This is a genomic window from Leifsonia sp. RAF41 (genome assembly GCF_052114085.1).
In the GTDB taxonomy this organism is placed as follows: Bacteria; Actinomycetota; Actinomycetes; order Actinomycetales; family Microbacteriaceae; genus Leifsonia.
The window spans coordinates 3,325,623-3,350,479 of the sequence record NZ_JBFREB010000001.1 but is presented as its reverse complement, the minus strand read 5'-3'; the positions used below and the strand labels follow the sequence as shown (position 1 = coordinate 3,350,479).

The 24,857-nt window shown below is 70.4% G+C and carries 19 protein-coding genes; 13 read left to right on the top strand and 6 right to left on the bottom strand.

Annotation, left to right across the window (positions count from 1 at the left end; all coding sequences use genetic code 11):
• Positions 1–38 precede the first annotated feature (38 nt).
• The 7 genes from AB4Y74_RS16265 to AB4Y74_RS16235 are packed head-to-tail and all read left to right on the top strand — an operon-like array spanning position 39 to position 9,279.
• On the top strand, positions 39–1,550 hold the full coding sequence (locus AB4Y74_RS16265) for an FGGY-family carbohydrate kinase (RefSeq protein WP_441800467.1): 1,512 nt from the start codon (positions 39–41) through the stop codon (positions 1,548–1,550).
• Positions 1,547–2,449: a hypothetical protein gene (locus AB4Y74_RS16260; RefSeq protein ID WP_441800103.1), complete on the top strand. Its 903-nt coding sequence runs from the start codon at positions 1,547–1,549 to the stop codon at positions 2,447–2,449. Before AB4Y74_RS16265 ends, AB4Y74_RS16260 begins: the two co-directional genes overlap by 4 nt.
• Positions 2,431–3,210: an aspartate/glutamate racemase family protein gene (locus AB4Y74_RS16255; protein WP_441800102.1), complete on the top strand. Its 780-nt coding sequence runs from the start codon at positions 2,431–2,433 to the stop codon at positions 3,208–3,210. Before AB4Y74_RS16260 ends, AB4Y74_RS16255 begins: the two co-directional genes overlap by 19 nt.
• On the top strand, positions 3,207–4,682 hold the full coding sequence (gtfA, locus tag AB4Y74_RS16250) for a sucrose phosphorylase (protein WP_441800101.1): 1,476 nt from the start codon (positions 3,207–3,209) through the stop codon (positions 4,680–4,682). The genes AB4Y74_RS16255 and gtfA overlap by 4 nt, the downstream gene beginning before the upstream one ends.
• A gap of 35 nt (positions 4,683–4,717) precedes the next feature.
• The gene (locus AB4Y74_RS16245) at positions 4,718–6,607 is read left to right on the top strand and encodes a hypothetical protein (RefSeq protein WP_441800100.1); all 1,890 of its coding nucleotides are present in this window, start codon (positions 4,718–4,720) and stop codon (positions 6,605–6,607) included.
• Positions 6,604–8,508, top strand: a complete 1,905-nt coding sequence (locus AB4Y74_RS16240) for an MBL fold metallo-hydrolase (protein ID WP_441800099.1) — start codon at positions 6,604–6,606, stop codon at positions 8,506–8,508. Before AB4Y74_RS16245 ends, AB4Y74_RS16240 begins: the two co-directional genes overlap by 4 nt.
• A gap of 9 nt (positions 8,509–8,517) precedes the next feature.
• Complete coding sequence (locus AB4Y74_RS16235; protein ID WP_441800098.1) at positions 8,518–9,279, top strand: alpha/beta fold hydrolase; 762 nt, start codon at positions 8,518–8,520, stop codon at positions 9,277–9,279.
• An 81-nt stretch (positions 9,280–9,360) separates the two neighbouring features.
• Here the strand turns inward: AB4Y74_RS16235 and AB4Y74_RS16230 are convergent, their stop codons facing one another.
• Both AB4Y74_RS16230 and AB4Y74_RS16225 read right to left on the bottom strand, forming a co-directional pair.
• Positions 9,361–9,843 (bottom strand): SRPBCC family protein, encoded by a 483-nt coding sequence (locus AB4Y74_RS16230; protein WP_441800097.1) that lies wholly within the window; start codon positions 9,841–9,843, stop codon positions 9,361–9,363.
• Entirely contained in the window at positions 9,840–10,205 is a 366-nt protein-coding gene (locus AB4Y74_RS16225; protein ID WP_441800096.1) for an ArsR/SmtB family transcription factor, read from the bottom strand. The genes AB4Y74_RS16230 and AB4Y74_RS16225 overlap by 4 nt, the downstream gene beginning before the upstream one ends.
• 161 nt (positions 10,206–10,366) lie before the next feature.
• Here AB4Y74_RS16225 and AB4Y74_RS16220 point away from each other — a divergent pair, with 161 nt between their 5' ends.
• Genes AB4Y74_RS16220 through AB4Y74_RS16205 form a run of 4 tightly spaced genes read left to right on the top strand, consistent with a single transcriptional unit; the run spans position 10,367 to position 16,449 of the window.
• A complete protein-coding gene (locus AB4Y74_RS16220; RefSeq protein ID WP_441800095.1) occupies positions 10,367–11,365 on the top strand; it encodes an ROK family protein in 999 nt (332 codons plus the stop codon).
• Positions 11,358–11,942: a D-sedoheptulose-7-phosphate isomerase gene (locus AB4Y74_RS16215; RefSeq protein WP_441800094.1), complete on the top strand. Its 585-nt coding sequence runs from the start codon at positions 11,358–11,360 to the stop codon at positions 11,940–11,942. Before AB4Y74_RS16220 ends, AB4Y74_RS16215 begins: the two co-directional genes overlap by 8 nt.
• Positions 11,939–14,599, top strand: coding sequence for an alpha-mannosidase (locus AB4Y74_RS16210; protein WP_441800093.1), 2,661 nt, complete (start codon positions 11,939–11,941; stop codon positions 14,597–14,599). Before AB4Y74_RS16215 ends, AB4Y74_RS16210 begins: the two co-directional genes overlap by 4 nt.
• On the top strand, positions 14,596–16,449 hold the full coding sequence (locus AB4Y74_RS16205) for a hypothetical protein (protein WP_441800092.1): 1,854 nt from the start codon (positions 14,596–14,598) through the stop codon (positions 16,447–16,449). Before AB4Y74_RS16210 ends, AB4Y74_RS16205 begins: the two co-directional genes overlap by 4 nt.
• A gap of 9 nt (positions 16,450–16,458) precedes the next feature.
• Here AB4Y74_RS16205 and AB4Y74_RS16200 read toward each other — a convergent pair whose 3' ends face one another.
• Entirely contained in the window at positions 16,459–18,030 is a 1,572-nt protein-coding gene (locus AB4Y74_RS16200; protein ID WP_441800091.1) for a transporter, read from the bottom strand.
• Positions 18,012–18,785 carry an ABC transporter ATP-binding protein gene (locus AB4Y74_RS16195; protein WP_441800090.1) on the bottom strand — a complete coding sequence of 258 codons (774 nt, stop codon included), beginning with the start codon at positions 18,783–18,785 and terminating at the stop codon, positions 18,012–18,014. Before AB4Y74_RS16195 ends, AB4Y74_RS16200 begins: the two co-directional genes overlap by 19 nt.
• Positions 18,786–19,279: 494 nt before the next feature.
• On the opposite strand from AB4Y74_RS16195, the gene AB4Y74_RS16190 reads away from it, so the two are divergent.
• Positions 19,280–20,650 carry an ABC transporter substrate-binding protein gene (locus AB4Y74_RS16190; protein WP_441800089.1) on the top strand — a complete coding sequence of 457 codons (1,371 nt, stop codon included), beginning with the start codon at positions 19,280–19,282 and terminating at the stop codon, positions 20,648–20,650.
• A gap of 773 nt (positions 20,651–21,423) precedes the next feature.
• Here the strand turns inward: AB4Y74_RS16190 and AB4Y74_RS16185 are convergent.
• Both AB4Y74_RS16185 and AB4Y74_RS16180 read right to left on the bottom strand, forming a co-directional pair.
• Positions 21,424–22,395: a carbohydrate ABC transporter permease gene (locus AB4Y74_RS16185; protein ID WP_441800088.1), complete on the bottom strand. Its 972-nt coding sequence runs from the start codon at positions 22,393–22,395 to the stop codon at positions 21,424–21,426.
• Positions 22,395–23,363 carry a carbohydrate ABC transporter permease gene (locus AB4Y74_RS16180; protein ID WP_441800087.1) on the bottom strand — a complete coding sequence of 323 codons (969 nt, stop codon included), beginning with the start codon at positions 23,361–23,363 and terminating at the stop codon, positions 22,395–22,397. The genes AB4Y74_RS16185 and AB4Y74_RS16180 overlap by 1 nt, the downstream gene beginning before the upstream one ends.
• 432 nt (positions 23,364–23,795) lie before the next feature.
• On the opposite strand from AB4Y74_RS16180, the gene AB4Y74_RS16175 reads away from it, so the two are divergent.
• Positions 23,796–24,830 carry a LacI family DNA-binding transcriptional regulator gene (locus tag AB4Y74_RS16175; RefSeq protein ID WP_441800086.1) on the top strand — a complete coding sequence of 345 codons (1,035 nt, stop codon included), beginning with the start codon at positions 23,796–23,798 and terminating at the stop codon, positions 24,828–24,830.
• Positions 24,831–24,857 lie beyond the last annotated feature (27 nt).

The following is a 24,857-nucleotide window of genomic DNA, read 5'->3' as shown; positions in this document are numbered from 1 at the left end:
CGCACAAATCTTGACGAGAATGTTCAGAAGTGAACAGAATGGTGAACGTGACTCTCGCTCCTCTCGCCGCAATCGGCGTGGACGTCGGCACCACCAACACGAAGGTGGTGCTGGCCGTGCTCGGTGACGCCGGAAGCGACAGAGCCGTCCACGAAGAGCGCACGCTGACCGTCCCGACGCCGAGCGGCGGGGCCGCGCTGCAGGCGGTCGTGCTCAACGCGATCCGCGAAATCGTGGCCGACAGCCCGCACCCGATCGCCGCCATCGGCGTCGCGTCCATGGGCGAAACGGGGTCGCTGACAGCGCCCGACGGAGAGCCGCGCGGCGACCTCCTCCGCTGGGCGGACGGCGACGCCGCGACGGCCGGGCGCCTCGTCGCAGCGGCGGGCGCCGAGGCGCTCTACGACGCCACCGGCGTGCCCGCTCCGCACAAGTCGCCGCTCGCGCACTGGCTCCGGCTGGTGGACGAGGGGGATGCGCGGCTCGCCGACGCGTGCTGGCTGGGCGCGGACGGGCTCGTCCTCTCGTCGCTCACCGGCGAAGCAGTCACCGACCACACACTGGCCGCGCGCACGATGGCGTACCGGCTGCCCGGAGCGGGCTCGCCGCTCGCCGACGGCTTCGACGCGGAGCTCCTCGGGCTGGCGGGTCTCACCCCCGACCGATTCCCCCGGGTGATCCTCCCCGGCGCGACCGCGGGCACGCTCACCTCGGGGGCCGCCGCAGCGCTCGGACTTCCGGTAGGCGTCCCGGTCATCGCCGCCGGCCACGACCACGCCGTCGGCGCGTGGGCGGCCGGCGTCCGCGAGCCCGGCGACGCGGCCGACTCGGTCGGCACCGCCGAAGCGCTGCTGCGCATCGTCGAGAACGTCTCCCGTGAGGGCGCGCGGCGCCACGGGATGAGCATCGGTCGCAGCATCGACGGCCGCCACGAGACGTTGCTCTCCGGCAATCCGACCGCAGGCGCCCTGGTGGAGTGGGCGTTCGCCGAGCTCCTCCCGGGAGTCCATCGGCGCGATGCGCTCGAGGCGGCGCGGACGCTGGCCGACGGTCCGATCGATGCCTTCCTGCTGCCCTACCTCCGCGGGCGTCAGTCCCCGGCTCCCGATCCCACGCAGTCGCTGCGTCTCATCCATCTCGACCCGGCGGGGACCGCACCCGGCGCCGCCGGGTCCGCTCGTCTCGCCGACCCTGCGGCCACGCTCACGGCCGTGCTGGCCGGCCTCGCCCTCCAACTCGCCTGGATGGATGCCGCCCAGACCGCGCTGGCCGGCCCCCGTCGACCAGAGCTCACCGTCCTCGGTGGGCCGGGCGCCGCCAATGGCGCCTGGTGGCGGCTCAAGCAGCGGCTCCTGCCCGGCGTGCTCCGCCGGGTCGCCGCCGCCGAGCCCGTCGCCACCGGCGCAGCCATGCTGGCCGCGCACCGCGTGACCGGCCTCACGACCTCGCTGCCGCTGCGCAGCGCCGACAGCGTCGCCTCCGCGGGCGATCCAGCCCTGCTGGACGCCTTCGTGGAGGCGGCGACGCTACAAGCCAAGGAAACCGCATGACTGACACCACCTCCCGCCCGGCGCTCGACCTCGACGCCATCGCCCGCCCCACCGGCGGACTCGCGATGGTCGCGATGGACCAGCGCGAGAGCCTCCGCCACATGTTCGACCTCGCGGGCGCTGGACGTCCGGCCGACGACGTGCTCATCCGGTTCAAGCTCGATGTCGCCGAGGCGCTCGGCCCGCTGGCCTCCGGTTTCCTCATCGACCGGCATTTCGGCTTCGAGGCGACCCGCGATCTCTTGCCCGCGAGCACCGGCCTCATCCTCGCCGCCGACGCCCTCACCCAGGAGGACGGCGGCCCGGTCGAGGAGACCGCGCTCGACGAGGTCGTCCTGACGCAGACCGATCTCGCCGGTGTCGCCGCCCTGAAGCTGCTGATCATCTGGCGCCGCGACGCCAAGCGCGAACAGCGGGTCCGTCTCGTCGAGCGCTTCGTGGCCGAGTGCCGCGCCCGTGGGGTCCTCTCGGTGCTGGAGCCCGTCGTGCGGGCGACGCCGGAGGAGCTGGCTGCCGGCAGCTGGGACCTCGATGTCGCCATCCGCGAGGCGGCCGCCGAGCTGTCGCCCTCGGGCCAGAGTCTCTACAAGGTGCAGGTGCCGATGTCGGGCACCGGCGACGCGGCCGAGCAGAGGGACGCGAGCCAGCTTCTCAACGCGTCCATCTCCGGGCCGTGGGTGGTGCTGTCGCAGGGTGTCGAGCGCGCGGCGTTCCTGCCCGCCGTCGAGGCGGCCTGCCGTGCGGGGGCGAGCGGGTTCCTCGCCGGGCGGGCCCTGTGGAGCGACGTCGTCGGTCGCGACGACGTCCCGTCGGCGCTCCGCGAGCTGTCGGTGCCACGACTCGAGGCTCTGATCGAGGTCGTCGACCGCGAGGCGCGCCCGTGGCGGGACGCGCGATGATCGCCGGACTGCTCCACACCGTCCCGGCCCTCGCCCCCACGTTCGATGCGCTGGTCGCCGACGCCGTTCCGGGTGCGCACCGCGAGCACGTCGTCGACGCGTGGATGCTGGAGACGGCCATCGCCGGAGGCGTCACCCCCGCGGTGAGCGAGCGGGTCGCATCCCACCTCCGTCACCTCGCCGAATCGGGGGCGGACGCCATCCTGGTGACCTGTTCGTCGATCGGCGAGGCGGCGGAAGCCGTCGCCGACTCCCTCCCCATCCCCGTCATCCGGGTGGATGCCGCCATGGCCGCCCAGGCCACACGCCTCGCCCGCGAGTCGGACTCTGCGCACATCGTGGTGCTGGCGACGAACACGGGGACGCTCGGGCCGACCACGCGGCTGATCGAGCGCGAAGCGGCGGCGCAGGGTGTCGCAGCCGTTGTGACCGCGAGCGTGGTCGAGGGGGCGGCTGCCGCGCGCGCCGCCGGCGACCAAGCCACCCATGACCGGCTCATCGCGGAGGCCGTGCGTGAGGCGGCAGTGCCTTCCGACGGCGACAAGGCCGCCGTGCTCGTCCTCGCACAGGCATCGATGGCCGGGGCCGCCGAGTCGGCCGGCGTCGCCATCCCCGTGCTCACCTCCCCGGCCGGCGGCGTCGCCCGCCTGGCGGAGGCCCTGACCCCGTCGGACCCGGGAACGTCGGCCGCCAGCGCGAACCGGCTGGCGACTCCCGGGTCCGGCGGAACCTCCACCGTCGCAGAGGCGCCGACCCGATGACCGGCGTCGACCTGCTCGCGTACGCCGACCGGCTCGGCGGTGACCTGCCACGCCTGCGCGCGCTGCTCGACGGCCCGCTGCGCGACTTCGCCGGGGTGCACATCCTGCCGTTTTTCGTGCCGTTCGACGGGGCCGACGCGGGCTTCGATCCGATCGACCACGGAATGATCGACCCGCGCCTCGGCACCTGGGACGACGTCCGCGCCATCGCCGTCGACCGCGAGGTGACCGCCGACCTCATCGTCAACCACGTCTCCAGCGAGTCGGCCGAGTTCATCGACTGGCTGGCGCAGGGGGAGGAGTCCGCCCACGACGGCATGTTCCTCACGTTCGACACCGTCTTCCCCGAACGCGCCTCGGAGGACGACATCACGGCGTTCTACCGCCCGCGCCCCGGCCTGCCCTTCACCGCGTACCGGATGGCCGACGGCCGCCGCCGGCTGGTCTGGACCACCTTCATGCCCAGCCAGGTCGACCTCGACGTGGCGAACGATCGCGCCCGCGCGTACCTCCGCCGCATCCTGGCGACGCTGCGCTCCGGCGGGGTGACGACCGTCCGTCTGGATGCGGTGGGTTACGCCGTGAAGACTCCCGGGTCCGACAGCTTCATGACGCCGGAGACGCTCGAATTCGTGCGCGGCATCGTGGCGATGGCACGCGAGGCGGACCTCCGGGTGCTCGTCGAGGTGCACGCGCACTACTCGCAGCAGCTCGCCATCGCTCCGCTGGTCGACTACGTGTACGACTTCGCGCTGGCGCCGCTGCTCCTGCACAGCCTCGGCACCCGCACCTCCGACCGCCTGGTCGAGTGGCTCGGCATCCGCCCGCAGAACGCCATCACCGTGCTGGACACGCACGACGGCATCGGCATCGTCGACGCCGGTCCCTCGGGCGACCGACCGGGCCTCATCGATCAGGATGAGATGGCGGCGATCTTCGCGCGCGCGGCGCAGGCCACCCACGGCCACTCCACCCGGGCGTCCGTCATCCCGGCCTGGATGAGCCTGCCGCACCAGATCAACGCGACGTTCTTCTCCGCCCTCGGCGCCGACGCGCGGAGCTACCTGCTGGCGCGGGCCGTCCAGCTGTGGCTGCCCGGCCGTCCCCAGCTCTACTACGTCGGGCTGCTCGGCGGGCTGGATGACGTGGCGCTGTTCGAACGCACCGGCCAGGGGCGCGACGTCAACCGGCACAGCTACACGCCGGACGAGGTGGATGCGGCTCTCGCGAGCGACGTGACACGCGCTCAACTCGCGCTCGTGCGCCTGCGGTCGGCGCACCCCGCCTTCGCGGGCGAGTTCCGCTACCGTGTGGAGGCGAACGGCTCGCTCGAGCTGGAGTGGGCGCTCGGCGACGCGCGTGCCACGCTCGTCGTGTCGTTCTCCCCCGAACCCGCGTTCCGCATCCACGCCACCGCCGACCACGGCAGTTCCGTCACCGCCGACTCCGTCGAAGCACTCGCCGCACTCTGACCACCCGCACCTCACCTTCCCCCACACCGAGGACCATGCAGACCACCCAGGACATCACCGTCACCCGCAGCGCGACCGAGGTCGTGATCGTCGCCCCCGCATACACGCTCGGCGTCGCGCTCGCCCGCCCCCGCGCCACCATCGCCGGCCCGGACGGCGAGATCTGGAGCGATCTCTCGCTGCTTGCGAGCGTCGACCGCCTCGGCATCCCCGACGAGTCCTCGGGTCCCACCGCGGTCACCGTCGAGGAGGAGCCGGACGGCTCGGTGCGGGTCACCGTGCTCACCGACTCCAGCGCCTGGGCGACGAAAGCCGTCGTTCTCCACTGTCTGCCGGGCGAGGTCCGTGCGCGGGTCGAGGTGACCACCGAGGATGACGACGCCCGGATCACCGACCTGACCGTGTTCGGCGGCCAGGCCACGCTGCCGACCGGCGCGGCGGGCACGTTCCGCTCGGGCATCCGCTTCCCGACGGTCTTCGTCCCGACCCCGACCGAGCCCATCCAGGTCGTCCGCCCGTCGAACACGCAGGCGCAACTCGGCGTCGTCGGCGACGCGGAGCCGGGACGCCTCCACGGCATCTTCTCGCCCCCACCGCTCGTCTTCGCGCTGGGCCGCCCCTCCATCGCCCCGGACGCGCCGCACGGCCCGACCGACATGCCGGTCGGCGACTGGCTGGCCGTCTCGGTCGTCGCCCCGATCGCCCAACTCGGTTTCACGACCTTCCGCTACGACGCGATCGACGGCGGCTTCCTGTTCCGGCTCACGTACGAAGGCCATACCCGCGTGCGGGCGGGTGGATGGGTGTCCCCCGAATTCGTGCTGCGGCCTGCCGGGGCGCCGCTCACCGCCATCCGCGACTACCGCGACGACCTCGCCGCCCGCGGCTGGGCGGCCCCCGCACCGGAACCCGCGGCCTGGTGGTACGAGCCGATCTTCTGCGGCTGGGGAGCACAGTGCGCCCTCGCCGTGCGGATGAGCCACGAGGGGGAGGCGCTCGCCACCGACAACGCGGACGGCTTCGTCCTCCCCGCCGGAGCCGCCTTCGCACCCGACCTCGCGCGCCAGTACCTCTACGACCGCTGGCTGCGACGGCTGGCCGAGCGCGACATCCACCCGGGTACCGTCGTCATCGACGACCGCTGGCAGGCGGACTACGGCACCAACTCGGTCGACACCGAGAAGTGGCCCGACCTGCGCGGCTGGATCGACGAACGCCACCGCGCCGGGCAGCGCGTGCTGCTCTGGTTCAAGGCGTGGGATCCCGCCGGTTTGCCGCCCGAGCTGACGGTCCGCGACGCGTCCGGTCGGCCTGTCTCTGTCGACCCGTCCAACCCGGCCTACCTGGCGGCGCTCGCCGAGCAGGTCACCCGGATGATCTCGCCGGACGGACTGGACGCGGACGGCTTCAAGGTCGACTTCTCCCAGCGCGCGCCCTCCGGCGTAACGCTCCGCACGCACGACGACGACGTGTGGGGCATCAGCGCGCTGCACGCGATCGTGCGCACCATCCACGTCGCGGCCAAGGCCGCCAAGCCGGACGCGCTCGTCGTGACCCACACCGTCCATCCCTCGTTCTCGGACGTCACCGACATGGTGCGCCTCAACGACGTGCTGGAGGACTCGGTCCACGGCGAACCGGTTCCGGTCGGCGACCAGCTGCGGTTCCGCCACGACATCGCGGCGGCCGCGCTGCCCGGACACCCCATCGACACCGACCAGTGGCCGATGCCGAACCGCGACGAGTGGCTCGCCTACTCGCGCATCCAGCCGGAGCTCGGCGTGCCGGCGCTCTACTACGTCGAATCGATCGATAACAGCCGCGAGGATGTCACCGACGCGGACCTCGACGAGATCGCCGCCCTGTGGCGGGCCTACCGGGCGGCACTCGGCGAACGGACAGACAAGGAGCCGACCACGGTATGAGCGCGTTCACCGAGGTCGCTCCCGGCGTCCACCGGTTCGCGGACACCTGCAACGTCTACGTCGTGACGGCGGACGCGGACGCGGCCGCCGGCGGTGCTCCTTCCGGCGCGATCGCGATCGATTTCGGCTCGGGCGACGTGCTCGACCACCTCGCCGACCTCGGCCTCGAGACCCTCGACGCCATCCTGATGACCCACCATCATCGCGATCAGGGCCAGGGCCTTCCCCGCGCCGTCGCGGCGGGTATCCCGATCTTCGTCCCGCCGGTCGAGCAGGACCTCTTCACGCGGGTCGATGAGATGTGGTCCGCGCGCGCCCTGTACAACGACTACAACCTCCGTCAGGACCGCTTCTCCCTGCTCGACCCGGTGCCGGTCGCGGGGACCGTGCCCGAGTACCGGACCGCGCGCTTCGGCGGGATCGAGGTGAAGACCATCCCGACACCAGGTCACACGATGGGCTCGGTCACCTACCTCGTCGACCGCGGCCCGGCAGCCGAGGGGCAACGGGTGCGAGTCGCCTTCACCGGCGACCTCATCTACGCCCCCGGCAAGGTGTGGTCCCTCGCGGCGACCCAGTGGTCCTATACGGAGAACGAGGGACCGGCGATGAACGTGCTCTCGTGCCTCCTGCTGCACGAGGAGGAGCCCAGCATCCTGCTGCCGTCCCATGGCGAGCCGATGCCGGACGCGATCGGCGCGCTCGAGCAGCTGGCCGACCGGATGAGCGGCTACGTGGACTCGCGGCGCACCCACCCGTGGGATCTGCGCGACTGGCTGGAGCGTCCCTTCGTGCGGCTCACCGACCATCTGCTGCTGAACCGCACCGCCAACTCGTGCGTGTACGTACTGCTCAGCGACTCCGGCGCCGCCCTGTTCATCGACTACGGGTACGACATGTCGACCGGCTGGCCGGCAGGAACCGACCGCGCGGCGCGCCGGCCGTGGCTGGCGTCACTGCCCGCGCTGAAGCGCGACTTCGGTGTCACGTCGGTGGAGGTCGTGCTCGGCACGCACTATCACGACGACCACATCGCCGGCTTCAACCTGCTCCGCGACGTCGAGGGCACCGAGGTGTGGCTGCCCGAGAACGTCGCGCCGATCATGGCCGACCCGATGCGAACCGACCTTCCGTGCCAGTGGTTCGAGCCCATCCCGGCCGACCGCGTGCTGCCGATCGGCTCGACCGTGCGCTGGCGCGAGTACGAGTTCGTGACGCACGAGCTGCCCGGGCACACCCTGTACGCGGCGGCGTTCGAGTTCGAGGTGGACGGCGTCCGCGTGCTCGCGACGGGCGACCAGCAGACCGCGGAAGGCCGGCTGGGCGTGCAGCGCGAGATCCTGAACTACCAGTACCGCAACCGGTTCCGGCGCGACGACTTCATCCAGAGCGCCGCGCTCTACCGCCGGGTCGCACCCGGTCTGATGATCACCGGTCACTGGCAGGGCCGCGAGGTCGACGAGGACTACCTGCAGCTGCTCACCGAGCAGGGCGACGAGCTGGCGGCCATCCACAACGGACTGCTCCCGGACGACGGGATGCTTCCGCCGGCCGATGGCAACCTCGTGCTCGTCGAGCCGTTCTACCAGCGCGTGCCGACCGGCGCGTCGCTCGACTACGAGGTCGTCGTCGTGAACCCGTACGACGAGCCGCGCGAGGTGGTGGCGCGGCTGGTGACGCCCGACGGGTGGAGCGATCCGTCCCCGGACTCCGTCGTCGCGGGCGCAGGAGAGACGGTGCGGCTGCGCTTCGCGGTGCGCGCCTCCGCCACGGCCGGCAAGCGTCAGCGGCTCGCGGCCGACGTCACGGTGGGTGCGGTTCGGCTGGGGCAGGCGGGGGACGCGGTGGTCGACACGGTCGCCGCACCGCCGGCTCTCGACAGTGCGGGTGCGCTCGGCTAGCCTGCGGGCGTGGACCGCATCCCGCTGCACCGAGAATGGCATGGCGACCCGGACTCGCCGCACCCGCCGCTGCTGCTGATCCACGGCGGCGGGTCGACGATCGAGACGAACTGGGGGCTGCTGCTCCCGCTCGTCGCGCCGACGCGTTCCGTGCTGGCCGTCGAGCTCCAGGGGCACGGGCGCACACCGTCGGGCGACCGTCCGGCGACCTTCGAGGGTTCGGCCGACGACGTCGCGGCGGTGCTCGCCTCGCTCGGGCTCGGACCGGTGGATGTGCTGGGCTTCAGCAACGGCGGCCAGGTCGCCCTGCAACTGGCGGCGCGCCATCCCTCCGCCGTCCGCCGGCTGATCGCGGCCTCCGCGCCGGTGCGCCGCTCCGCGATGGTCGACGGCTTCTGGGACGGCCTCACCGCCGGAACCTACGACGACCTTCCCGCGCCGTACCGGGATGCGGATCTCGCCGTCAGCCGTGACCCGGAGCACGCGCGCCGGATGTTCGACCTCGACCGCGAGCTGATGCTGGCCTTCGAGGACTTCCCGGATGCGCTCCTCGCCTCGATCGTCGCCCCGACCCTGGTGGTCGGTGCCGACCACGACGTCGTGCGTGCCTCCGCTTTCGTGGAGCTCGCGTCGCTCCTCCCCGATGCCCGCCTCCTCATCGTCCCCGGCACGCACGGCGACTACCTCGGCGAGCGCCTATCGGCCGCCGCCAACGCCGCCCCCCTCCACCGAACCCTCCCCCACCTCCTCGCCTTCCTGGACGCCCCCTGACCCCCATCGCTTCCTCACTTAATCCCGTCGGCGACGGCGTTTCGGCGGATTAATCGAGGAAGCGATGGATGGGCACAGGGGTTAGGAGGCGAGGAGGGGGTCGATTTGGGTGAGGGCCTGGATCATGCCCTCCTCTTGGCCCATCTCGAGGAGCTCGTTCATCTGGTCGACGCTCGCGAAGCGGCTGAGCATCGTCATCCGGGTGCGGCCGCCGGTGTCCTCAATGGTCGTGATCATGCGGCCCGGTTCGCCCGGAGACGGCGAGCCGCCCTCTTCGGCGAAGCCGTCGTCCAGCTCGATCCGGCTCGTCGGTTCGATTTCGACGAACCGCCACCAGCCCCACGCCTTCGTCCCGTCGGGGATGGTCATGTAGTACGTCGCGCGTCCGGCCGGCTCGAACTCGAACACCTCGAACGTCGCCGGGTATCCCGGAGGGCCCCACCACCGCTCCAGCTGCCGCGGGTCGGACCACAGCTGCCAGATCCGCTCCGGCGGGGCGTCGTACTCGCTGACGATGGTGAGCGTCAGCGCCTCAACATCCTTCTTCGACTCGATGAAGGTCATCGATCGTTCCTCTCTGCGTCGGTGGTGCCCGTCTCCTCGGCGAGGAGCCCGTCGATGGCGGTCAGGCGGTGCCGCCAGATCTGCTCGTACCGGTCGAGCAAGCCGGACGCGCGACGGATCGTCTCCGGATCGCCGGACACGACGCGCTCGCGGCCCCGCGTGCGTTTGTGGATCAATCCGGCGCGCTCCAGCACCGCCACGTGTTTTTGCACGGCGGCGAAACTCATGTCGTACCGCTCTGCGAGCTCGCTCACGGAGTGTTCCCCGCGCAGTGAGCGCGCCACGATGTCGCGCCGCGTCGCATCCGCCAGCGCCTGGAAGATGCGGTCGACCTCTGCGTCCGTCAGCTCATCTACAACCATTTGGTTGTACGTTACCGCTCCATGCAGGGATGCACAACCCGGATTCAAGGCGCGGGCGTGATCCCATGTTGACCCGCCCGCTCGCCGCGCCATAGTATCTGTGGGAACGATCCCACACGATCCGCCGGAGAAGGTGCGGTCGTGCACCCCGGAAGGACATGATGGCAAACGGCCTCCGCGCCGTCCTCTCACTCGACATCGGCGGCACCAAGCTCGCCGTCGGTGTGGTGACAGAGGATGGACGAACGCACGCACTCAGCGTGGAACCCACACGCCGCGAAGAGGGTCCGGGTGTAATCGTTCCCAGGCTGTTCGCCATGGGTCAGCGTGCCATCGCCGAATCCGGCCTCGACGTGGAGGCGGTCGGCATCTCCTGCGGCGGACCGCTCGACGCGAAGGCCGGCGTCCTCACTGGCCCGCTCCACCTCCCGGGCTGGATCGAGCTGCCGATCGTCGACCTCGCCGAGCGCGAGTTCGGCGTCCCCGCCGTGCTCGAGAACGACGCCACCGCCGGCGCCCTCGGCGAGTTCCGTTACGGTGCCGCGCGTGACGCCGACACCATGGTCTACCTCACGATCTCCACCGGCATCGGCGGAGGGGCCGTCATCGACGGCCGCCTCCACCGCGGAGCGGCGGGTAACGGCGGCGAGTTCGGGCACGTGATGGTTCGCACCGACGGCCGCCCCTGCCTCTGCGGGCGCCGGGGTTGCCTGGAGGGCTACGCCTCGGGCACGTCGATCGCCCTGCGCGCACGCGAGGCCGTCGCCGAGCGCGGTGCGGGATCGTCGCTGGCGCAGCTCCCCACGGTCCGCGCCGAGGATGTCGTCGCAGCGGCTGCCGCAGGCGACCAGCTCGCAACCGAACTGTGGGACGAGACGATCGACGTCCTGTCCACCGCCCTGACCGACCTCGTCAACGTCTTCGAGCCCGACCTCGTCGTGCTCGGAGGCGGCGTGACCCGCTCCGGGGATGCGCTGCTCGTTCCCGTCCGCCAGCGCGTGGCCGCCGACGCCATGCCGCCGGCCGCCGCCGCCTCGACCGTGGTGCTGGCCGGCCTCGGCGACGTCGTCTGCGTTGTGGGCGCGGGCGCCGTCGCGTTCGACCGTCTCGATCAGCTCGCGGGTGCGGGCGCAGGAACGAAGGGATCCCGCCGTGGCTGAGTGGATGCGAGAGCAGCTGGAGGCGCACATCCAGGTCGCCGAGCTGGGGGAGAAGCTGCTGCCGGCGCTCCGCGAAGTCGGCAAGCTGCTGTGCGACGCGTTCGCCGAGCGCGGCATCCTGTATACGTTCGGCAACGGCGGCAGCGCGGCGGACGCGCAGCACTTCACGGGCGAGATCATCGGTCACTACAAGCGCGATCGCCGCCCGCTGGGAGCCGTGACGCTGAGCACCAACCCGACCACGATGACCTGCATCGCCAACGACTACTCGTACGACGACGTCTTCTCGCGCCAGGTGCTCGGGCTCGCCCGGCCAGGAGACGTGGTCGCGGCCTTCACGACGAGCGGGCGGAGTGCGAACATCGTTTCAGCGCTCGAGGCGGCGAAGTCTGTCGGCGCGACGACGGTCCTGTTCGGCGGGGGCGATGGCGGCCCGGCGCGCGCGTTCGCCGACTACGCCCTCCTCAGCCCGTCCACGACCACCCCGAGGATCCAGGAGTTCCACACCTTCATGCTCCACGTGCTGTCTGAGATCGTGGATGCATGGGCCGACGGCGACGAGGAGTACGCACTGTGAGCATCCCCGATTCGACCCCACCGGAGAAGATCGCGGTGGATTCGGCTCAGCGCCAGCGCACGAGCGCACTGGATGCGACCGCTCCCGTCGCGAACGCCCCCGCGGGCACCCAGCCGCGGGACCTCGCGCCCGCGAAGCGCCCCACCGCGACGCCGCAGCGCACCCTCCACATGATCGGCAACGCGCACCTCGACCCGGTGTGGCTGTGGCCGTGGCAGGAGGGCTACCAGGAGGCCCGCGCGACTTTCTGGTCGGCCATCCACCGCATGGAGGAGTACCCCGACTTCATCTTCACGTGCGACCAGATCGTGCTGCTCAGCTGGGTGGAGGAGTCCGACCCGGAGCTGTTCGAGCAGATCAAGCGCCGCGTCGCCGAGGGCCGCTGGGTGAATGTCGGCGGCTGGTGGGTCGAGCCGGACAACAACATGCCGATGGGCGAGAGCTTCGTGCGGCAGGGCCTGTACGGCCAGCGCTACCTGGAGTCGCGCTTCGGCATTCCGGCGACGGTCGGCATGAACGTCGACCCGTTCGGCCACAACGCGATGCTCCCCCAGATCCTGAAGGGTCAGGGCCTCGACTCGTACACCTTCCTGCGCCCCGGCCCGCACGAGTCGGACCTCGTGCAGTCCCTGTTCTGGTGGGAGGCACCGGACGGTTCTCGGGTGCTGGCCTATCGCATCCCCTTCGAGTACGGCAGCCCTCCCGGCTCCGTCGACGGGCAGACCGAGAAGTCGCTGGCGGCTCTCGACCGCACGGTCGGTTTCGGCGAGAACGCGACCGCGATGGTTTTCTACGGTGTCGGCAACCACGGTGGCGGCCCAACGATCGCGAACATCGAGTCCATCCACCGCTACGACCGCATGGGCTCCTTCGGAAGGATGACGATGTCCTCACCGCGCACGTATTTCGACGAGGTGCTCGGCCGCGGGGAGGCGTTCCTCGAATCCCTCCCGGTGCGCCGGGACGACCTGCAGCACCACGCACCGGGATGCTATTCGGCGCACTCGGGCATCAAGGCCTGGCAGCGCCGCGCCCAGTTCGCCGTGCTGAACGCCGAGCGCTGGGCGGCCGTCGTCGCCGCGAGCAACGGCGTCGCCTACCCCCGCGAGCAGCTGGAGACCGCGTGGAAGCAGGTGCTGTTCAACCAGTTCCACGACATCCTGCCGGGCTCGGCGATCGAGCCGTCGTACGATGACGCGCGCGACCAGCTCGGTGAGGCGGTCGCGATCTCGAAGCGGATCATCACCCGCGCCCACAACGTCATCGCCCGCCAGGTGCAGGTCGACCGGGAGGACGGCACCCAGCCGGTCCTGGTCTTCAACCCGCACGCCTGGCCCGTGTCCGTGGATGTTCCCTTCCAGTACGGCGCCCAGCGCGGCGGTGTGCACGTGGTCGACGAGACCGGCGCGCCGGTCGTCTTCCAGAACTCGCAGTCGACCGCGACCACGGACGACGTGTCGCGTGGAGCTGTCGTGTTCCGGGCCGAGGTCCCCGCACTGGGCTACCGCCTCTACCGCCTGCGCCCGGGTGCAGGACCGGGGGCCGCTTCCGGCGGCTTGACCGTCACCGCGGACACGTTGGAGAACGACCACGTCCGCATCCGCATCGACCAGGAGACCGGCTGGATCTCGTCCTACCTGCTCAAGGCGACGGGCGTGGATGTGATGGCCGGCGTCGACGGGACGCAGCACACGCAGATCAACGACGACCCGACCGACACCTGGGGTCACCGTGTGATCTCGTACGCCTGGCCGGGCGCATCCATGGCCGTGAAGCGGATCGTCGTGCGCGAGACCGGTCCGCTGCGCTCGCGGGTGCGGGTGGAGCGCGAGTGGGGCGAATCCACCCTGGTGGAGGAACTCATCCTCGATCACGATTCGACCGCGCTGCGCGTCGACGTCACGCTCGACTGGCGTGAGCAGGCCCACCTGCTGAAGCTGCGCTTCCCGACCGTGCTGGACGACCCGAACGCGACCTACGAGATCCCGTTCGGACACCTGGGGCGCCCGGTCGACGGCGCCGAGGAGCCCGCGCAGTCGTGGGTGGACCTCACCGGAACGGTCGACGGCGCGGCCGCCGGTCTGACGGTGATCATCACGAACAAGCACGGTTACGACGTCTCGCCCGCGTCGGAGGAGAACGGCGAGCAGCCGAGTATCGGCGTCACCGCCGTCCGCAGCCCGGTCTACTCGTGGCACGACCCGCGGCTGCTCGACCCGGAGGGCATCTACTCCTTCCAGGATCAGGGCGTCCAGCGGTTCAGCTACGAGCTCGTCCCGCACACGGGCGACTGGCGTACGGCAGACCCGATCCGTCGCGCTCTCGTGCTCGGCAACCCCGTGCGCGCGATGCAGGAATCGTTCCATGACGGCGCCCTGCCGCCGATGCGCTCATTCGCGGGCGACGGCGGCGGGGCCGTCATGGTGACCGCGCTGAAGGGCACCGAGGATGGGACCGACGCGCCGGGTGGCGCGGACGTGGTGGTCCGGGCCGTCGAGACGCGTGGCGAGGCCGGACGGTCGCGCATCGAGCTGCCCCTGCTCGGTCGCACCATCGAGGAGGACTTCGGCCCGTCGCAGCTGCGCACGTTCGTGGTGCCGGCCGACCCGGCTGAGCCCGTTCGGGAGGTCGACCTGATCGAGCGCCCACTGCTGTGAGCGCGCGTCCCGAAGTCAGGGTCAGTGTCGTCGGCGCTGCGGCTGATGCGGTCGAGGTGCGCGAGGAGTGGAGTGACGCCGATCCCGGCTGGCGGCTCACGCTGCAGGTGACGTACACCGGTGACGAGCCGAGCGACGGGTCGGTGCTGGTGGAGGCGCCCGTCCGTGGCGCCGACGACCCCTGGTGGCTGATCCCCGGCGCGTTCTACGGGGAGAACCGTCCCGCCGACAACGCGCGCGCCTTCCCTCGCTTCGAGATCGGCGCCACGACGCCGGAGCAGCACGCCGCGCTCGTCAGCGACGCGTGGGAGTTCCGCGCCGATCGAGCGGCGACGCCTGCCGTGTTCGCCTGGGCCGGTCCCGGCCGCGGAGGCGTCGCGCTCGCCGCCGACGAGACGTCCCCGCTCGGGCTCACCGGACTCGGACTCGCGCACGACGCCACCTGGGGCGACGCCACGGTCAGTCTTCGCTTCCCCTACCGGGAGTTCCCGGTCACGTACTACGGCGACGCCCGCCCGCGGCCGGCCGACGTGTCCACGCACCGGTTCACTCCCGGTGAGACCATCGAACTGTCCGTGCGCGTCTTCGCGCTGGACCCATCCCGTCACGCCTACGCCCCCGCTTTGCGCGCCCTGCACGCCGAAGCGGCTGCGGGTGCGCCACAGGACCCGTGGGTGGATGTGGAGACCGCGGCCGATCTGACGGCCGAGGGCCTGCTGACCTGGCACTACGACCCCGACCCTGGGGTGCTGCTGGAGACCGTCGGCTTCGACCGTGAGGTGAGCGGCCGCGACGGCCTCACCGTCGACCGGCAGGCGATGCACGTGGGCTGGGTCAGCGGCATCCCCTGGGCGTACGCGCTGCTCGCGCACGGCTTGCGGACCGATCGTCCCGCCGAGGTGGATGCTGCGCGTCGCGTCATCGACTTCATCACCGGCTCCCTGTCGCCCTCCGGCACCTTCTGGGGCGTCTGGTATCGCGACCACGGGTGGACGCAGAGCTGGACAGAGCTCAAGCGTGGCCTGCACTCCCGCACCCTCGCCGAGGCGACGCTGTTCCTGGTGCGCGCCCAGGCTCTCGACGGGCACGACCAGTGGGAGCACGCCATCCGCTCCAACCTCGACGTGATCGTCGGGCGGCAGCGCGCGGACGGCAACCTCGGGTCGGTGCACCACGCCGAGACCGGCGAGGTGCTGTCGTGGTCCGGCGCGTCCGGTCTGACCTGGATCGCCGCCCTCGTCGAAGCCGCCGACCGCGACCGGCGGTACCTGCCGGCGGCGCTGTCGGCCGGCCGCTACTACGAGCAGTTCGTCGACCGCGAGTTCATCCACGGGGCTCCCGAAGACGTCGACCTCGCCCCGACCTCCGAAGACGGCTACGCCGCGGTCATGGCGTACGTCGCACTGCACCGGGCCACCGGAGACGGGCACTGGCTCGACGTGGCGCGGCGCGCGGCCGACTGGATGCTGACCTTCCGGTACAGCTACGACGTCGCGTTCCCGCAGCACACCCTGCTCGGGGCATACGGCTTCCGCACCCGCGGGGCGGACAACGCCTCCCCGTCGAATCAGCATCTGCATGCCTACGGGCTCGTCTGCACCGCGGAGTTGCGCGAGCTGTCCGCTGCGCTCGGCGACCCGCACTACGCGGAGCGTGCCGACGAGACGCTCGCCTGCTTCCGGCAGTTCATCGCCCGGGAAGACGGAGACTTCAACGCCTACCGGGGGATGGTGAGCGAGCGCTACTACCAGACGGCATGCTTCCAGCCGAAAGGGATGCTGCTCACGCTCTCCCACGCGTGGAGTGTGGGCGTGACGCTGCTCGCGTGCGAGCAGACCCTCGCAGGCTGAGGCTGCGCGTCAGCCGTCCGTGCGCAGCTGCTGCAGCAGCTGCGGGGCGCGCGCGTCGAGCACCCGGCCGCCGACCCGGATGCCCACCACGACCAGGACCGCGCCGAGAACGACGGAGGCGACGAGGCCCAGCCATCCCCACACCGCCTCCCGGGTCACCAACGAGACGACGAGCAGCACGATCTCAGGGAGGCACAGCACCGCGATGACGCCCCACGCGGCGAAGGTCGGACCGAGGAGCGAGATGTTGGAACCCGGGCGTGACCGGAACGGGTTGTCCCCCGGCTCCGGCACCGGGAAGACGAACCGCGCGGACGTCACCGAGCACACCGCGACGCCGCTCAACAGCATCCCGAGCGAAAGCCCGAGCAGGCCGGGAGCGGGCAGCCAGTCGCCCTCGAGAGCCGCGGCCCCAACGGAGACGATCACCACGGCCGGTACGGCGAACGACAGCAGCGCGGCGGCACGTCCCCAGCGGTCGGCGCGGCCGGGCACGGCTTTGGAGACGTGGAGCGCGAAGGCGGTCGAATCGTAGGAGACGTCGGCGATCATCCCGATGCCGAGCGAGAAGGCGACGACCGGGCCGGCCGCGAAGATGTAGCCGGTGGAGTGGTTGATGCTCGCGTAGAACCACATGACGGCCGGCAGCAGCGGAATGACGAGCAATTGCCGGAGGTAGCGCGGATCGCGGAACCAGTAGGTCAGGCACCGCGCCGCGATCGCGCCGGCGGCCGTCCCGGGGAAGACCCCGAAGAGGCCCGACTTGCCCGGAGCGCGCACCCGCGACGACGCCCGCGCCGGAGTGACCAGCGAGCGCGCGAGGCCCCACCGCCACACCGCCCACAGCACGACGAACGTCGCGATCGCGATCAGCAGCCGCAGCAGTGCGCCACCCGGGTCGCCCGCGGCGAAGGCGCCGGGCACGGCCCAGACCGCTCCGAGCGGCGACCAGCCGAGACCGGACGCGACTGCAGGCAGGGCGTCCGCCGAGCTCCGCAGCCCGGACGAGATGCCGATGATGATCGGTCCGGCCAGGATGAGCGGGATCAGGATCAGCAAGCCGCTGGCCTCCCGGAACCGCCGGCCGGACGCCAGGCCGCTCGCGACCGACGTCACGGCCCGCGAGATGACGATGCACGTGGCGGCGCCCAAGGCTCCCGTCACGAGAGCGATCAGCGCGATCCCGGGTGAGTGGAGCCACGGCAGGGCGGTCCCGAGCGAAGCGATGGTGGTCGCGGCGCCCGCCACGCCGACCGCGCCGCTCAGCAGCATCCCCACCATTAACGGGCGGAGGGCGATCGGGTACACGGCAAGGTGCCCCGGGTCGAGGGTCTGCTCGACGCCCGACAGCAGCAGCGGAAAGACCGCCCAGCCGAGCACGGCGGCGGATCCGGCCAGGACTACCGCGGTCGTCGCCACCTCCGCGGGCGCGAACGACAGGGCGACGAGGGCGCCCAGCACGACGAGCAGGCCGAAGGCGCCGTAGAGCGCGCCGATGATGACGGCGACGAGCTGGCTGGTGCTGCGCCGGAACGAGTTGCGCAGGACCAGCAGCCGCAGCCTTACGAGTGTCGCAACCACTCCGGTCCCTCCCCGACCCGGCGTCCGCCGACGAGCTCGACGAAGCGGTCCTCCAGGGTGGAGCCGGCGCGAACGTCGTCCACCGACCCGGCGACCACGACGCGGCCGGCCGTGATGACAGCGACGTGGTCGCACATCCGCTCGACGAGGTCCATGACGTGCGACGACACGATGACCGTGCCGCCGCCATCCACATAGGTGCGCAGGATGTCGCGGATGTTCGCGGCCGACACCGGGTCGACCGACTCGAACGGCTCATCCAGCACCAGGACGCGGGGCGCGTGCACCATCGCCGCCGCCAGCGCGATCTTCTTCGTCATGCCGGCCGAGTAGTCGACGACCAGCGTCCCGCCGGCGGACTCGAGGTCGAGCAGCTGGAGCAGGTCGGCAGTGCGCTGCTGCGCGGTCGGGCGGTCCATCCCGCTGAGCAGGCCCGCATACTCGACCAGCTGCTGACCCGTCAGCCGGTCGAACAGGCGGACGCCGTCGGAGAGGACGCCCACCATGGCCTTCGCGATCAGCGGCTGCTGCCACATGTCGACGCCATGGATCAGAACCTGGCCCGCGTCCGGACGGAGCAGCCCGGTCGCCATGCTGAGTGTTGTCGTCTTGCCGGCGCCGTTCGGGCCGACCAGCCCGTAGAAGCTGCCCGACGGCACATCCAGATCGATCCCGCCGACAGCGATCTTCTCGCCGAACCGCTTGTGCAGTCCGCGGATCCTGATCGCGAGCCCCTCGTCTTCGGCCACGCGCACCCCTCACGTCTCGGGTCGCTCGTTCGTCGGGCGGCCCGTGGAACCACCCTAGCGGCGGCGTCCGACGCCGGGCCGCCGGGTCGGCGGTTCCGACCATCCCGATCGGATGCGGCACACCGGGCGCCCCTGGTCGCATTCGTGTGTGCCGCATCCATCGGTCGACGGGGGAGGGAACGCCCGCCGTTGAGGTCATCCGTAGTTCGGCGCGGAACGGATTGGAATCGCTCTGGTTTCGGGGGCCCGCTCGCTCTCAGTGTGGCATCGTTGCCATACGAGCGGGTCCCTTGAGAAGCGTCCCGTTCGAGCGTAAGAAACAATCAAGTAACGAAAACCGGGTCCGCGGACCCGGTCCCCTTGTGAAGACCCATGCCGCTGCATTAGCGTGCGATGTGGGAAGGTTTCCATACTGTCGCTTCTGAACCCGGCGGTAGGGGATCCCGTACCTCTTCGCACGGGCGAGGACGCCCGCTGCGACACCACTGAAGGGAAATCAGATGAACAAGAGGCACACCGCCTACGCCGCGCTGGCAATCACCGCGTCGGTGGCGCTCCTCGCCGGTTGCAGCTCCAGCGGCGGCAGCTCGTCCGGCGGGGACTTCTCGAAAGACGCCAAAGGCAGCCTGAACGCCTGGGGCTTCGACAACGCCGACGAGGTCGGCACCTCGCGCATCGACTACGCGAAAGACCAGCTCAAGGGCGTCACGATCAAGATCGACCAGACACCGTTCGACGCGCAGAAGTTCACCACGCGCGTGGCCGGCGGCAACGTTCCGGATGTCGTGCAGATGGACCGCCAGTTCGTCGCCACCTACGCGGCGCAGGGCCTCATCCAGCCGCTCGACCAGTGCTACTCGGTGCACAACGTCGACCCGTCGAAGCAGTACTACTCCTCGGTCGTCGACGACATCACCTACAAGAGCAAGATCTACGCGGTGCCGCAGTTCTACCAGCCGCCGGCGATCATCACCAATGAGCGGGTCATGAAGGCGGCCGGCGTGACCGACGCCGACATCGACACCTCGAAGCCGGAGACGCTGGTCGCCGCGGTCAAGAAGATGTACAAGGCGTCCGGCAGCAACCCGTCCGTCCTCGGCTTCGACCCGCAGGCGAGCGGTCAGGCCGGTCTGTGGCTCCTCGCCAACGGCGGCCAGATCATCGGCTCCGACGGCAAGCCCACCCTCGACGACCCGAAGAACGAGAAGGGACTCGAGGTCCTCAAGCAGATCGCGGACGCTCAGGGCGGCTACGCCAAGATGAAGAGCTTTACCGACTCCTTCGACTTCTTCGGCGAGAACAACCAGTACGTGAAGGACCAGGTCGGCGCTGAGGTGAACGCGCAGTGGTACGTCAACGTGCTGACCCCGTTCGTCGACAAGGTCGACATCGGTGCGGTGCCGTTCAAGGACACCCAAGGCCAGCCCTTCACCGTCGCGTCCGGGACGTCGTTCGTCATCCCGGCCGGTGCCAAGAACAAGGACGCCGCGTGCGCCTGGGCACTCGCCCTGACCAGCGAGCAGGCGTGGGAGGCCGCGGGTGCTGCCCGTGCCAAGACGCTCGAGAAGACGCCGGGTGCGATCAACACCGGCCTCTTCACGGGATCCCCGGAGGCCGACAAGACGCTGCGCGAGAAGTACATCAAGCCGTCGGGTAACGCCGGCTTCGACAAGGCGATCTCGACCTACTACGACGTCGTCGGCAGCGGCAAGTCGTTCGGTGCTTCGCCGGCCGGTCAGCAGATCCAGACCGAGCTGCAGAACGCGGTCCAGAAGTACCTCCTGGGCAACGCGTCGGCCAGCCAGGCCCTCAAGGACGCCCAGACGGCGGCCATGAAGGCCTACGAGCAGTCCACCAAGAGCAGCAAGTAACACCGCTCGCGGTTCAGGGGCGGCCTCCTCCGGGAGGCCGCCCCTTCTGCGTGCGCGCCGCGCCGCCCGCGCCGCGCCGTGCGCGCCGCGAGGTGCGCGTTGTGGTCGTTATTCCGCCCGAATTCCAGCCACTACCTGCACCTCGCGCCCCCCGTCGGAGCCCGGGCGGCCGCTCGCGGTCGGGGAACTCAGCGCCAAAGTGACGCGCGCGGTCGGCGCGGTGCCCGGGCTCACGGCGAGGTGCGCGTTGTGGTCGTTATTCCGCTCGAGTTCCAGCCACTACGTGCACCTCGCGGCGCTTCGTCGCGTTCCGCGCATCCACTCGCGGGCGGGCGGGCTCAGCGCCACAGTGACGCGCGCGGTCGGCGCGGCGTCCGGGCTCACGGCGAGGTGCGCGTTGTGGTCGCTATTCGGCCCGAATTCCAGCCACTACGTGCACCTCGGCGCCGCGGGAGGTGCGGAACCCGCGAGGAGTGGGAGGAGCGGGCTGGGTGGGCGCGTGAGCGCGCCGGCCAGGCGAGGCGCACGAGGTGTGAGTGCGCGGGTGCGCGAAATGCGCGTTGTGGTCGCTATTCGGCCCGAATTCCAGCCACTACCTGCACCTCGGCGCCACAGGGAGCCGCCAAGTGGGCCGGGGATGCCGTGACGGGCGACTCGAACCAGGATCGGGTGGTCCCCGCCCGGCGCACTCGACCCGAGATCGCCGCCCGCGGGTTAATCACCACCGGGCGCAGCGGACGGTGTCCGACTGCGTCCGGTGACCGGGGTCGAGGTCAGCCCTTGCGGCCCTGCGTCGCCACACCTTCGATGAAGTACCGCTGGCCGAAGCCGAAGAGCAGCAGCATGGGCAACGTCACGATCAACGCCGCGACCATGACGTACTGGTAGTCACCGTGTCCACCGTTCGTCGGGCTGAACGTCGTCATGGCGTACGAGATGCCGAGCGGGACCGTGAAGCCTTCGACGCCTCCCGCGTTCAGGTAGATCAGGGCCGCCTGCAGGTTGTTCCAGCTGGCCTGGAACTCGAACAGGAAGATGATGATGAACGATGGGATGCTGAGCGGCATCGCGATCTTGGTGAACAGCTTCCAGTAGCTGGCACCGTCGAGGCGGGCGGCCTCGAACAGCTCGCGGGGGAGCCCCATGAAGAACTGCCGCTGCAGGAAGATGTAGAACGCCGAACCGAACAGATTCATGCCGAACAGCGGGATCCACGTCCCGATCAGGCCGATGTTCTTCCAGATCAGGTACTGGGGGACCATCGTCACCGCGCCCGGCAGCATCATCGTCGCCAGCACCAGGCCGAACAGCAGGGTGCGACCGGGGAACTTGAAGTACGCGAAACCGAACGCCACGATCGAGCTCGAAATCGCGACGAGACCGGCGGCGAGGACCGCGATGACGATGCTGTTGCCGATCCACGACATCAGCGGCAGCTGGTTCCAGACCTCGACGTAGTTCTGCGGCGTGAAGGTCTTCGGCCATAGCGAGTTGTCGAAGACCTCCTGCCGCGGCTTGAGGCTCGCGGCGAGCAGCCAGGCGAACGGGTAGAGGAACAGCAGGGTGAACCCGATCGCGACGATCCACAGCAGGGTCTTGCCGACGATCGACTTGGGCTTGTACCAGCGGTTTCCGACGGGCTTGTCGCCCCGACCATTGGAGGTGGTGCCCAGCTGGGCCTCCTCCAGTTCGGAGGCGAGCGGGGCCAGGGCCGCAGCAGCGGTGGACTGGGTCGCGGACGACATCACTTGTCTCCTTCGTAGTAGACGAGGCGGTTGCTGACCTTCACCTGCACGAGGGTGATGAGCAGGATGATCACGAACAGCAGCCACGCCATCGCCGCGGCGAAACCGAAGTTGAACTGGCGGAACGCCTGCTGGAAGAGGTAGACGCCGTAGAACAGGGATGAGTCCGGCGACGCGTTCGTCTGGTCTCGCCAGAACAGCAGATACGCCTGGTCGAAGACCTGCAACGCCGCGATGGTGAGGACGACCACGTTGAAGAAGATCGCCGGCGAGATCATCGGGACGGTGATCTGGAAGAACTTGCGGATCGGGCCCGCGCCATCCAGAGACGCCACCTCGTAGAGCTCCTGGGGGACGTTCTTGAGGGCCGCGAGGAAGATCACCATGGTCCCGCTGACGCCCCAGAGCGTCATCAGCACGATCGACGGCTTCACCCAGTTCGGGTCGATGAGCCACTGCGGTCCGTCGATGCCGAACAGCGCGAGGAACCGGTTGATGGCTCCCGTGTTGCCGTTCAGCAGCAGCAGGAAGATGGATGCGGTCGCGACCGCGGGCGTCATTTTCGGCAGGTAGTAGATGGTGCGGAACACGCCGGCTCCGCGTCCGACCCAGTTGAGCAGGAGCGCGAGGAGCAGCGCGAACACGATCTCGAGCGGAACGGCCATGACGGCGTAGAACAGCGTGTTTCCGAGCGACAGGCCGACCTTGGGGTCGTTGAACAGCTCGGCGTAGTTCTCGACGCCGGCTGGGCTCGCGCTGTTCGTCGCCAGGTTGTAGTTGCTGAACGAGATGTACAGGCTGTACAGCATCGCGCCGAGCGTGAACACCAGGAAGCCGATGATCCACGGGCTGATGAACAGGTAGCCCGCCATCGCTTCGCGCCGGTTGTATTTGCTCGCGCGCTTCTTCGCCGGCTTGCGGTCACCCGTCCGGGCTTTGCTGCCGGGCGATTCGGTGAGAACGGCCATCACCGACCTCCCTGCGTCGCATCATCGAGCTCGGTGATCCTCATCGCCACCCTTTCGATCCGTCCCCGCCTTCCTCGGCGGTGTGGCATCGTTACCACATAGCAGCGACTATAGGTCCTGGTGAGCGGGCCATGCAACCGCGTCCAGGCGTTTCCCGGGCGGGGACCGGGCTGCGCGGGCGCGGACCCGTCGCGACTATGTGGGCGGTGCCGGCGGGGGAACTGCCTGTGTGAGGCGCACGGTACACCTGGCGCACGCATTCGTCCTCCCTGTCGGCGACCGCCGAAGTGCGCGTTGTGGCGGCTATTCGGCGATTTTCCAGCCACAACGAGCACCTCGGCGCCCGGATGGGTGGGAGCGGGCGGCGCAGGGTGACCGTTAGGGTGGACTTCGCCGGGCGTCCGGCGCTCCGGCGCCCGTGGGAAGGGTGTCATGATCGAGAACGACGCGGAGGGGGCTCCGCGCCGCGCCACGCTGAAGGATGTCGCGCTGGCGGCCGGCGTGTCGCAGTCGACGACATCCCGCGCGCTGAGCGGTGAGGGATACGTCGCCGCCGGGGTCCGGGAGCGCGTCGTCGCCGCCGCGGAATCGCTCGGGTACGTGCCGCACGCGATGGCGCGCAGCCTCCGCAAGCAGGACAGCCGCACCATCGGCGTCCTCGTCTCCGACCTGCGCAACTCGTTCTACGCCGACCTCGCCGCCGGTGTCGCCGCGCGGGCACGCCGCGAGGGCTACACCATGATGCTGGTCGACGATCAGGGCTCGACCGAGGCCGAGATGGATGCGGCCCGCGCGTTCGTCGCCACGCGCGTCGCGGGCGTCATCGTCACGCCGCTGTCCGGTGACGTCTCCGACTACCTGATGCGCCAGCACATCCCCGTCATCGAAGCCGACCGCCAGTTCTCGGCTGGTCGCTGCGACGCCGTCATCATCGACAACGCGGGCGTCGCGAAGCGAATGACGGACCACCTGATCGACCTGGGTCACCGCCGCATCGCGCTGTTCATCGACGAGACCACGTGGACCACCGGTGGCGAGCGTGCCGCAGGCTACCGGAACTCGCTGCAGGGTTCCGGCATCGCCGCCGACCCGGCCCTGGTCATCTCGACCGGGTGGGATGCGGACGGCGCCCGCAAGTCGGCCATCGACATCCTCGCCCGCCGGGACCACCCCACCGCCATCTTCGCCGCCAACAACCTCCTCGCGGAGGGCGTGTGGAGGGCGACCAACGACCTCGGGCTGCGCATCCCCGAAGACGTCAGCGTCGTCTCGTTCGACGACTCCGAGTGGATGAGCATGGTCAGCCCCGGCATCACGGCGGTGGCGCAGGATGCGGTCTCGCTCGGCGAGACGGCGCTCGCCCGCCTCCTGGAGCGGCTGCAGGACCCGGCCGCCGAGCCGCAGACGACGGTTCTCGAGGCGCAGGTGCTCCCGCGCGGTTCGACGGCTGCGCCCCGCGCTCTGTAGCGATTCGTGGGCACACCCGTGCCCACG

What these genes read in the sequence shown, in the direction of transcription:
- AB4Y74_RS16230 (WP_441800097.1), bottom strand. Translation starts at nt 9,843, where the DNA reads ATGACCTTCATCGAGTCGAAGAAGGATGTTGAGGCGCTGACGCTCACC.
- AB4Y74_RS16245 (WP_441800100.1), top strand. Translation starts at nt 4,718, where the DNA reads ATGCAGACCACCCAGGACATCACCGTCACCCGCAGCGCGACCGAGGTC.
- AB4Y74_RS16190 (WP_441800089.1), top strand. Translation starts at nt 19,280, where the DNA reads ATGAACAAGAGGCACACCGCCTACGCCGCGCTGGCAATCACCGCGTCG.
- AB4Y74_RS16180 (WP_441800087.1), bottom strand. Translation starts at nt 23,363, where the DNA reads ATGGCCGTTCTCACCGAATCGCCCGGCAGCAAAGCCCGGACGGGTGAC.
- AB4Y74_RS16240 (WP_441800099.1), top strand. Translation starts at nt 6,604, where the DNA reads ATGAGCGCGTTCACCGAGGTCGCTCCCGGCGTCCACCGGTTCGCGGAC.
- AB4Y74_RS16175 (WP_441800086.1), top strand. Translation starts at nt 23,796, where the DNA reads ATGATCGAGAACGACGCGGAGGGGGCTCCGCGCCGCGCCACGCTGAAG.
- AB4Y74_RS16185 (WP_441800088.1), bottom strand. Translation starts at nt 22,395, where the DNA reads ATGTCGTCCGCGACCCAGTCCACCGCTGCTGCGGCCCTGGCCCCGCTC.
- AB4Y74_RS16265 (WP_441800467.1), top strand. Translation starts at nt 39, where the DNA reads ATGGTGAACGTGACTCTCGCTCCTCTCGCCGCAATCGGCGTGGACGTC.
- gtfA (WP_441800101.1), top strand. Translation starts at nt 3,207, where the DNA reads ATGACCGGCGTCGACCTGCTCGCGTACGCCGACCGGCTCGGCGGTGAC.
- AB4Y74_RS16225 (WP_441800096.1), bottom strand. Translation starts at nt 10,205, where the DNA reads ATGGTTGTAGATGAGCTGACGGACGCAGAGGTCGACCGCATCTTCCAG.
- AB4Y74_RS16220 (WP_441800095.1), top strand. Translation starts at nt 10,367, where the DNA reads ATGGCAAACGGCCTCCGCGCCGTCCTCTCACTCGACATCGGCGGCACC.
- AB4Y74_RS16260 (WP_441800103.1), top strand. Translation starts at nt 1,547, where the DNA reads ATGACTGACACCACCTCCCGCCCGGCGCTCGACCTCGACGCCATCGCC.